Source organism: Candidatus Zixiibacteriota bacterium (assembly GCA_018820315.1).
Classification (GTDB): domain Bacteria; phylum Zixibacteria; class MSB-5A5; order JAABVY01; family JAHJOQ01; genus JAHJOQ01.
The window spans coordinates 1-9,821 of record JAHJOQ010000096.1; the positions used below are offsets into that span (position 1 = coordinate 1).

Consider the following 9,821-nt stretch of genomic DNA (forward strand, 5'->3'; position numbering starts at 1 on the left):
TGGCGCTTCACCAATGAAGATGCCAGGATTAAACTAAAGAGATTGTATCCTACATTATGTGGTTGACGGGACACTAGGAATCGTCCAGAAGTAAGACGGTGTTCCATTGTGATAATAGTACAGCGAACAGGGTTCAGCCGAGGGTGCGGATGAGTGCGCATTGAAGGCCCCAGATGTGCTAGGGTCCAGCCCATCGATCATGCGCGGCGTGGCTTTGGGGTGTGACGACTCAGCGGTGGGCCTTTCTCCATTTGAGGAGAATACCTCCATCTGATATGTTTTGCCTGAGCCACAGAACTTCCTGGGCCCGGGAATTGAGTCGACGACGTAAGTGTGCGGCGGGCTTTGTACACTTGAACTGTCCCCGTCTCCGAAGTACCACTTCCAGCTGACTGGATCCGGAGCCCCTTCGGTCTGATCAGTGAACTGCACCTCAAGAGGGCTGTATCCAGAGGTTGGCTCCAGATCGAAGAGAGCCATGAGTGTGTCGCAAGCATTCCCGATCCCATCCCCATCCGTATCCAACTGGTCGGGATTGGAGATGTCAGGGCAGTTATCACAGACATTACCTATGCTGTCGTTGTCTCCATCCGCCTGGTCGGGGTTGTATGCTGCCGGACAGTTGTCGATAGAATTGGCGACACTATCAGAATCCCAATCGCTAGACCAATTCCATTGCGCAACATAATTGCATGGCTCACCTCCAGCGCTGATGAACGTTCCCCCAACAATGAGGTTACTGTCGTACACCGCGAATGCGTACACGCCGCTATTCATTCCCAATCCTAACGGCGACCAGGTTGGATCGTCCCAGCAGGCAATCCTATTCGCATCGGTACCCCCGGCGGTAGTGAACCATCCGCCGGCAACCAGTGTGCTGTCGTACACGCCAAGTGAGTACACGCCCCCGTTCATCCCCGATCCCAGCGGTGCCCAGGATGCACCGTCCCAGGATGCGATTCTGTTCGCGCTTCCACCGCCTGCAGAGGTGAACACACCGCCTACGATCAGCAGGTCCGTAAAGATTGTGAGCGAACGAACGCGATCATTCACACCGGATCCAAGTCCCGACCACGATGAGCCATCCCAGGATGAGATTTTGAAGTCTCCGCCTGCGATCAGCTTGCCGTCGTAAACTGTGAGCACGTAAGTCCAGGAGCCTGGTCCCGATCCCAGTGGAGCCCATGATGCACCATCCCAGGAGGCAATGTTGTGAACACTGTCACCTCCGGCGGTGGCGATCCATCCGCCTGCAATCAGCTTGTCGTCGTACACTGCAAGGTCGTATACGCTGCCGTCTATTCCCAGCCCAAGCGGCGACCACGAGAAGCCGTCCCAGGACGCGATCCCGCTCGCACTATCGCCTCCTGCGGCGCTGAATAGTCCGCCAGCAATCAGTTTACCGTCGTAAACTGAAAGGGCGTACACGCCACCGTCCATTCCCGATCCCAACGGCGACCACGACGAACCGTCCCAGGACGCAATCCCGTTGACTACATCTCCGTCTGCGGTAGTGAACATTCCGCCTGCGATCAGCTTGTTGTCGTAGACAACAAGGTCCTCTACTCTGTCGTTCATTCCCGATCCCAGAGGCAGCCAGAGATCGTCGCCGCCGTTTCTCTCTGCGCCTGCCCATTCCGAAGGCGTGAGAGTTGATACGCCAGTCGGCAGTTCTACGGCTTGACTGAACCTATTGCTGTTGAGCGAGCTTGCGAATCCCGAAACTCGCGCGGCCTCGCCGTCAAGCTGAACCGTAGGCGCGAGATACGGCGTGACACTCTTGTCTGGCAGGATTCGGGTCGAACCGCTGTCCCCTGTGCTGAGCGGCAGTCGATTTTCGCTTTCTGCTAAGATAGGCGGCATCAAATCCGCCTGCTCCATCGCAGATCCTTGGGGAACGGATTCCGCAGAGAAAAATGGCTTAAAGGTCAGGGGTTCAGCTGCCTTGCTCTCATCGGCTACAATCTGGATGAGCCCCGCAAAGGCCAGGACGGCAACGGTAAACGCAACTGCGTATCTCATTCTCTCAACTCCTATCTTAAATGTGGATATCCTTAGTAAGCCGAAGAGTACAGTATCCAGTTGCTGAAAGCAAGGCCGAATGCGCCCGAGCAGACTCATCGTCTTCAGCCCGACGTTCGAGACACAGCATCCAACTACCTGCCAAATCGGTTAAGGAGGCGACTCGCCGTAATGCTGACATTCAAAACGTACCGCATTGCTGGACCCAGGGGAACGACTCTATCACATTCCGGTAGCCAGCCTGCTGCCGGATCTCTCTGCACCTAAATGTTAGTTCGTTCGCCGCATCTGCTTGATGATCTGATGCAAGAAGGGAGTAGATCATTACAGAAATGAAGATTGCGAACTATGAATTCGCGAGCTCTTGCTTTGTAGTGGCTGCCGCGAGTAACTCAAGAATCTCGACAGGGTGCTAAGAGCATGGTGTGCTCGGACTGTGCCCGTTTCTGGCATAAACGTATTCAATTACGTCAAGACACATGTAGGGAAGTTCAAGTGGCTGGACCGGACTCGAACTCTGTTTTATTAGATTCACAATCCTGGCTGAGTTGAGCTATGGATTGTGGCTCAAATGTCAGTAAGACGTCCCCAGTCACTGGATCGAATACGACCGTCTCAACAAGCTGGCGCATGAGCTTGACTCGCTCGCGCTGCGCCAGCACCTCCCACAGCGAGCCAAATCGGGTCAGAGCGTCGAACAGGCGATCTCTATCAACAGTCTCCGATTCGAACTGTTTCAGCTTTTCGTCGATCTCGGCAAGCCCTTGCTCCGTCTGGCCGAAGATTTGTTCAGCCTTATTCAGATGTTCTCGAACCGTGGAGAGTGATGTGTCAGATGAATCGATCATCGCAACCAGTCGTTCAATCCTGGTCTTTGCTTGCTGTTGTTCCGCACATTGCTCGCGTCGCTCGTGCTCAAGTCCCGCTCGTTGCGATTCTCTCAGCGCAATAGTCTCAGCGAATGCCTGCTCCATCAGCTCAGGATCGCTGCCGATCCGCTTGATCATTTCTACAACAAAGTCCTCAATATCCTGGGCTGGGAGGAAGGGAGTGTCACATGATTGCCAGCCCTGTTTCTGCTTAGTTGTGCAGAGGTAATACCGATAAAGCTTGTTCTTCTTTTGAGTATAAGTGTGACCCATTGCGGCGCCGCAGTTGCCGCAGCGGAGCAGCCGTTTCAGCAGACCTGCATGAGGATTCCGGTAAGCCTTACCTCCGGCGTTCCTGTTCTTCTCGATCAAAGTCTGCACCTGTTGGAATACGGACGGATCTATGATGCCTACATGTTCGCCGGGAAACACTTCATCTCTGTGGCGCACATGCCCGGTGTAGGTTACGTTAGTGAATATTCGTTGTAGATCAGCCTTGTCGAATGATCGACCATTCCTGATCTTCCCGTTTCTTGTCACCCAAGACTTGGTTTTCCAACCCCGCCGATTAGCCTCCCTGGCTACCTTTAGCATCGATTCCTTCTTTAGATAGAGGTCAAACAGCTCCCGAACAATCTTCGCTTCGTTCGGATCGAGGATGAGACGCTTTAGTTCACGGTCCAGGTCATATCCCAGAACTGGCGGTCCACCTACCCACTTTCCCTTCCGCCGCGCAGCACACATTTTGTCTGAAGTGCGCTCAGAAATGATCTCTCGCTCGAACTGTGCAAACGACAGAAGAACATTGAGAACCAGTCGTCCCATCGAGGTGGCGGTGTTGAATTGTTGTGTGACTGAGACAAAGGAGACTTCATGCTGTTCAAAGACCTCCATCAACTTCACAAAGTCCAGCAGAGATCGAGAGAGACGATCGACTTTGTATACCACGACACAATCGATCTGACCGCTCTGGATATCTAACAACAGTGCCTGCAGCGCCGGTCTCCCAGTGTTGCCTCCAGTAAAGCCGCCATCGTCGTACAAGGTTTCTGACGCAATCCACCCTTCTGTTTTCTGACTCAGAATGTAGGCTTGGCATGCCTCTCTCTGAGCGTCGAGTGTGCTGAAATCAGAATCGAGTCCCTCTGTCGTCGACTTGCGTGTATAGATCGCACAGCGAATAGTCTCTGTGGGAGCAGGGAGGCGAACTCGCTGCTCCCGGGATTGTTCGGAGCCAGGTTTCAACTCTTCTTGCCTTGTCGCTCGATTAGGCCGAAGAACAGAAACCCATTCCAGATGGCTCCGGTGATGTGTTTGGCTACCGCTGAGAGAGAGGGAAATTCACGACCTTGGCATTCGAAGCCTTTCGTGAGGACTCGGACATTGATGGTTTTGCCCTTGTACTTCTTGGTGATAGTTGTGCCTGTCTTAGGCAGTCGGGGATCTCTGCTGCCGATCGGTCTGGTCTGACGCTTCTCCTGTTGTTTGCTCCCGCCATTCTCCTTCGGCTGCTTCCCCTTTGTCTGAAACTTGGCGGTGAGGACCGTGTTACCCGATCCTGATCCCTTGGCTGCTTCCTGCAGTTTCCGAGAAATCTGAGCAAACAGCTGTTTGCGGTTTCGAGACTTGGTCGGTTTGCCGATGACCCGCTCATACTCGGCTCTGAGCTCATCGAGTCCCATCTTCTGCAGATCTGAGACCTTGCTCCAGGCAGGGCGTTCTTTCTGCGTTTTGCTCTTGTCTTTCATCTCTGTAACTCCTTGATAATGTGTGTGTTATGATGTAATCACCAGTACACTAGATCACTATATTCTGCCGAAAGTCAAGAGGAAGAAGCGGGGATTTCCTGACTTTCTCGTGTTCTTCTAACGTGCTGGCTTATGGCCAGTTAGAGCTCGTCATGACGAAGGAAGATGTGAGCACCGGCCAGAAGAAAGCCGACTCCTGCCGCCAAGAGCAAGACACGGCTCCGTGGCCTATTCCTAATGAGTACAGATCCGATTTCCGCCAAGAATATGATCGACAAGTGGGGCTCCATTGAGTAACTATATTAGCAGCAGGGCCACAAGAGCATGTGGCTCGATGAACACAGGGGAGAATCAGACAGGTGAAGCATCCATCGACACGTCGCAGGAACTATCAGTGGAGCCATGATGAGATCGACCAGCTGATCGAATGGGGTGCCCTTGACTTCGTGCCGGCGACACCCCGTGGAACCCTGAGGTCGCTGTCGCAGCAGAGGCAGCGCACACTTATGAGGGATTTCGCGAGTCGCCTACCGGAGAGGGCGGTCAGTGAACTCAAATGGAAGGCGGAGGGGCTTCGTTATCGTATGCCTACAATCGAAGATCTTCCGCCCAAAATGCTGGACGCTGCAGTGAGGTCTCTGCCTCATGATTCTAACTTCGTCGTTGTCGTGGATGCCTGTACTTTCCTTGCCGCTTCGCTTGGATACGCAATAGAAAAACCTCCGCGCGATGCCTCAAGGCGTATGAGCATGGTAGATAGGCGGCGGTTCTGGCTTTCAGTCAAGCGACAGAAGGACTTGTTTCTGGAGTGGACGGAGCTATACGAGGACGTATGGAATTCTACGACTTGGCGGAAGTGTATGGAAATGCGATATGGCAAGAAGGATCGCAAAGCATTCTTACATCTTTCACCCACGGAAAGGCGTGGCCTGGAGGCAGAGGCTAAGCGATTGAAGCAGGACTCCGGCACCGAGCAGATTTCAGATGAGCAGGTGGGAGAGGTTGCTGCCAAAGTCGGCCTCGGGCGGCTCACGGGTGTTGCTCACCAAACGCTGCGGGAGGACTACGTGCGTGCATGCACCCAGGGCGGAGTCGAACCAGGTCACTGGCTCAACAAGCCAATTAGCATGTCTGGTTTCTTTCAGCGGGTCGCTGTACCAGGGCTGGAAACGTCGCAGATGCACGAACTACTCCAGGAATCGTTCGAGTCACGTTTCTGTCGACACCTTTGCGCATCGCCACGAAGTGCGGACGCATTGTTGGGAGAGGTGCTGTACCATCTGGCGAATCTGGACAGCGCTCTGCGGCAGACGCCCACAGCCGAACCGCCTGACCTACCAGGCGTAGGTTGGCCACCTCATTTGAGTCCAGGCATCGAGGAGCCGAATCGGGACTTCGAACTTATTACGCAGTGCTTCACAAGGAAGTTGAGACTCAGTTTGGCGACATTCGATCTGATATGGTCCGCTTACGTGACTCTTACAATGCGCAGATTCTGGGAGAAGCGGGCTTCAGTCAGCATGATGGTATACTGGGCAGCTCGGGTACTCGAAGGTTTGAGGCCGGATGTATATAGATTCCACGGCAAATGGATAGATTTCTTTCATGTCAACATCCTGCGGCCGTTTATGAAATTAAGTAGCGCGGATAGATGCGACTTCGCTTTACAGCGCGCCGCGTTGGAACCATTTCTGTATGCGTTGATAAGAGACCCACTGTTGAATTGTGTATTTCATTCAGAAGTTCTGGATGGCCGAAGCCGGTTGTTCCCGCGTGAGGGGCATCGACGCAAGGATAATCGGATTCGTATGCAGATGATCGTTTACACTGTGGAGTGTCTTCGTGCGATTCATCCTCACCAGTTCGAAGAATCCATCGGAGACTTGCTCGATGAGAGAATACCCTTACGACATCACGTTCGTTCCGCTACGTGCCCGAGTCAGCGATCTTCACGCATTGTGGGGCGGAGTCTGTACGCTTATGCTGCCCCGCTGGTGGCAGCTATGTTTGCTGACCCACATTGGCCGTTGACAGCCGACAATGTGAAAGAGACTTACCATCGTCACAAGGATGACCCCGAAATCGAGCTACTTCTGGAAAAGACTAACGTGAAACGCTGATCGCTGTCCGTGGCACAAAATTCATAAAAGCATCTCCTTAACTTCGGAAGTTGCCCCCCAAGTTTGCTAAAAACAAGCAGATACTGTGCGTGATGTAGTTGTTGTGCAAGAACACATGTCGGATAATCCCGGCGGCCCACTTTGTCATGGTAGACGCTGCATCGTCCGGCGAGAGCCGCAGGGGACCAAGAGTTACCAGTCGGATGGCTGGAGAGGAGGGATGACGGCTATGAAGAAAACAGCAAAGATCAGCAAGATGGCCGACGCACGTGATAGCTCATCGATGAAAGTCGAGCAAATCCCGGTCGAGAAACTCAAACCCAACACTAGGAATCCACGAGTCAATGATGACGCCGTTGATGCCGTCGCGCGGTCGATCCAAACATACGGCTTCAACAACCCGATCATCACAGATGTCGATCTGAACATCGCTGCCGGTCACACACGTCTCAAGGCAGCCAAGCGGCTCGGCTTGAAAGTGGTCCCCGTGATCCGAGTACCAGGATTGATAGGCTCCAAATTCACCGGATTCGTTATCGCAGACAACAAGACTGCTGAAATCGCCGAGTGGGATCAGGAACTGCTGAACAGGCTGGTGGCAGAGCTAAACACGGACGTCGACTTCGATCTGGGATCGCTCGGCTTCGATGACGCAGAGTTGACTAAGATTCTGGATGAGAGTTGCGACTTCGAAGACGACAAAGAGGATCAGGCGCCTCCATTGCCAGCCAACCCGGTTACCAATATCGGCGATCTGTGGACTCTCGGCGGTCATCGTCTCTTGTGTGGAGATGCAACGAAGGTAGATGATCTGCTGAAGCTGACAGCAGGGCAGAAGATCGACAGTCTTGTGACAGACCCACCATACGGAGTGAGCTATCACAGCCGTGGTCAGAAGAGGGACGAGTGGGGTGATATCAAGAACGATGACCTTGACTTGGCATCTCTGGAGGAGTTCTTACGGATTGTCTTCCAGAATGTCGCTCAGATATGTCGTACGGGCGCAACCGCGTACGTCTTTCATGGGATCAGCGGAGCCGGCATTCGCGTTGCATTTGAGCGAGCTTTTCTATCCGTTGGATTTCACCTTTCCTCAACCATCATTTGGGTGAAACAGGCGGCGTCAATGGGATGGCAAGACTATCGAGAGCAACATGAGGCAATTCTGTACGGCTGGATAGGGGAGGGTCATCGTAAGATCAGGGACCGCACGCAGACAACAGTGTGGCAGATTGACCGAGAGGGCGACTACCAGCATCCGACTCAAAAACCTGTAGCATTGATATCCAAGGCATTGAGGAACTCAACCGTCCGAGACGATTTCGTGCTTGATCCGTTTGTTGGCTCCGGCACGACGTTAATCGCTTGTGAGCAACTCGGGCGTCGCTGTTTTGCCATGGAAGTCGAGCCAAAGTATTGTGATGTAGTCATACGCCGCTGGGAAATATGCACAGGGAACAAGGCTCGGCTGATGAAAGCCAGGAAGCACAGAACTTCGGAGGAGAATTAGAATTGAGCGTTTTGACAGAACATAGACCGGAGAACGAAAAACAAAAGTCAGCTTTCGAATATTACTATGGATTAGGTTACAAGCGGACGTATGCAGCTGTAGCAAAGAAGTTTGACGTCTCAATTAGAACAGTGAAGAACTGGTCCGGATTGTACGATTGGCGGAAAAGGGTTAACCAAGCAGATGAAGTGAGAGTGGCAGCTCTAAGATTATCGCTCTCATTCGACGGCGCTGAGAATATGCAACGGCTCTTGAGGATAACGCAGCTGATGAAAGCGCGAGCTTTGAAGAGCCTTAAAGGTCCGGAGCAGAAACCAACAATCAGGGAATTGGTCTCATTGATCAGTGCTCGATTGGATTTGCACGAGAAGCTGAAAGGTCTGTCGGCAGGCGGGTTTGGAGATCGCTCTGGCCACGTCGTCTTATGTGAAGCTGATGAGGAGTGAGGAGTGCGTCAGAATCAACTGACACATACGTCCCTTGACAGTGCCTCACTGAAATCCCCGGAAGGGAAGGAAATGAAAGTCAAAGCCGAGAGGCACCATCAGGAGGAAACGAGCATGCAAAAGGGTGCATTTAGGATCTATTGGGATCTGGGAGATAAACGTAGTTACGCAGCTGTGGCTGAGATCTTGGGCATGTCTGTCAGCACAATCAAGCGATGGTCCCGACAATTTGCATGGGGACAGCGGCTCAAGAATTGGATGTACTGGAAATCTATGGATCGGCCAGAAGGAAATGACGATCCTGAGTTGAAGCAAGTCGAAGATGCAATCAAATCACTGGACATCGCAATTTCCCGAATATTGCGGCAATTTGTCGACAGCGATATCAAGGCGTCCGGCAGAGACGTGCTTTCATTGCAGCGGCTTGAGCAGCGCATCTCAAAGATCCTCGATTGTCAGCTTGACTTGTCTGGAACACGTCAGAGAGCTGTCGTTATACTGTCGAATAATGGTCAATTCCGTGACGAAGCTCACCAGCTGACAATCCCAAAGTCGCTTGTACGGGACTACTTGGAATTCCTGAGGCACGCCATTTGACGGCTTATCAATAGATGGAAGGCTGGAGGCGTGCCACGAAGGGGGCTCTCTTTGTCTACACGCTGTACTCTCACAGACAGCAGATTGTTGCCACAAGCTGAATCCTGGAAGGCAATGGTGTCTTCTGGCCATTGATGAACTTCATTGATGAACTGAATTGCGGCTGAGCTTGCACGATCATGCTCTGTGCGGCGTACCGGACTGCACCTCGCGAGCATTCTCTTTGCACCTTTTTAAACCTCGGAATGATGCGTTGAGGAGTTGGTTCATCATTCATATCTTGCTGATGCCAAATCGTTTACCGCGTGATTACGTAAACGAGTGCCTTGATTATTGCACTTCGGGAGGCAATATCTCAAAACAGTTCAAAAAGGTGCAATTTCGGTCAGGAATCGAATGCAAGCTCAGGTAACATGCCATTACCCATCCGATCCGGGAAGTACGGTTAGAACAACGGTTCACTAGGAGTACCTTTATGACCCCAGTTCAAAAACCCATCTTCAGATCAA

At 52.6% G+C, this 9,821-nt stretch carries 6 protein-coding genes and 1 pseudogene; 4 read left to right on the forward strand and 3 right to left on the reverse strand.

Features of this window, described 5'->3' with window-relative positions:
• Positions 1 to 486 precede the first annotated feature (486 nt).
• The 3 genes and pseudogenes from KKH67_09305 to KKH67_09315 all read right to left on the reverse strand — a co-directional run bounded on the left by KKH67_09305 (position 487) and on the right by KKH67_09315 (position 4,639).
• Positions 487 to 627 (reverse strand): annotated as a pseudogene (locus tag KKH67_09305) (thrombospondin type 3 repeat-containing protein).
• A gap of 1,886 nt (positions 628 to 2,513) precedes the next feature.
• Positions 2,514 to 4,136, reverse strand: coding sequence for a recombinase family protein (locus tag KKH67_09310; protein MBU1319376.1), 1,623 nt, complete (start codon positions 4,134 to 4,136; stop codon positions 2,514 to 2,516).
• Positions 4,133 to 4,639 carry a DUF2924 domain-containing protein gene (locus KKH67_09315; GenBank protein MBU1319377.1) on the reverse strand — a complete coding sequence of 169 codons (507 nt, stop codon included), beginning with the start codon at positions 4,637 to 4,639 and terminating at the stop codon, positions 4,133 to 4,135. Before KKH67_09315 ends, KKH67_09310 begins: the two co-directional genes overlap by 4 nt.
• 359 nt (positions 4,640 to 4,998) lie before the next feature.
• On the opposite strand from KKH67_09315, the gene KKH67_09320 reads away from it, so the two are divergent.
• From KKH67_09320 to KKH67_09335, 4 genes are all read left to right on the forward strand, one after another.
• Positions 4,999 to 6,759, forward strand: coding sequence for a hypothetical protein (locus tag KKH67_09320; protein ID MBU1319378.1), 1,761 nt, complete (start codon positions 4,999 to 5,001; stop codon positions 6,757 to 6,759).
• Between the two features lie 229 nt (positions 6,760 to 6,988).
• A complete protein-coding gene (locus KKH67_09325; GenBank protein MBU1319379.1) occupies positions 6,989 to 8,269 on the forward strand; it encodes a DNA modification methylase in 1,281 nt (426 codons plus the stop codon).
• Positions 8,270 to 8,271: 2 nt separating this feature from the next.
• Positions 8,272 to 8,715, forward strand: a complete 444-nt coding sequence (locus KKH67_09330) for a hypothetical protein (protein ID MBU1319380.1) — start codon at positions 8,272 to 8,274, stop codon at positions 8,713 to 8,715.
• Between the two features lie 3 nt (positions 8,716 to 8,718).
• A complete protein-coding gene (locus KKH67_09335) occupies positions 8,719 to 9,312 on the forward strand; it encodes a hypothetical protein (protein MBU1319381.1) in 594 nt (197 codons plus the stop codon).
• Positions 9,313 to 9,821: the final 509 nt, after the last annotated feature.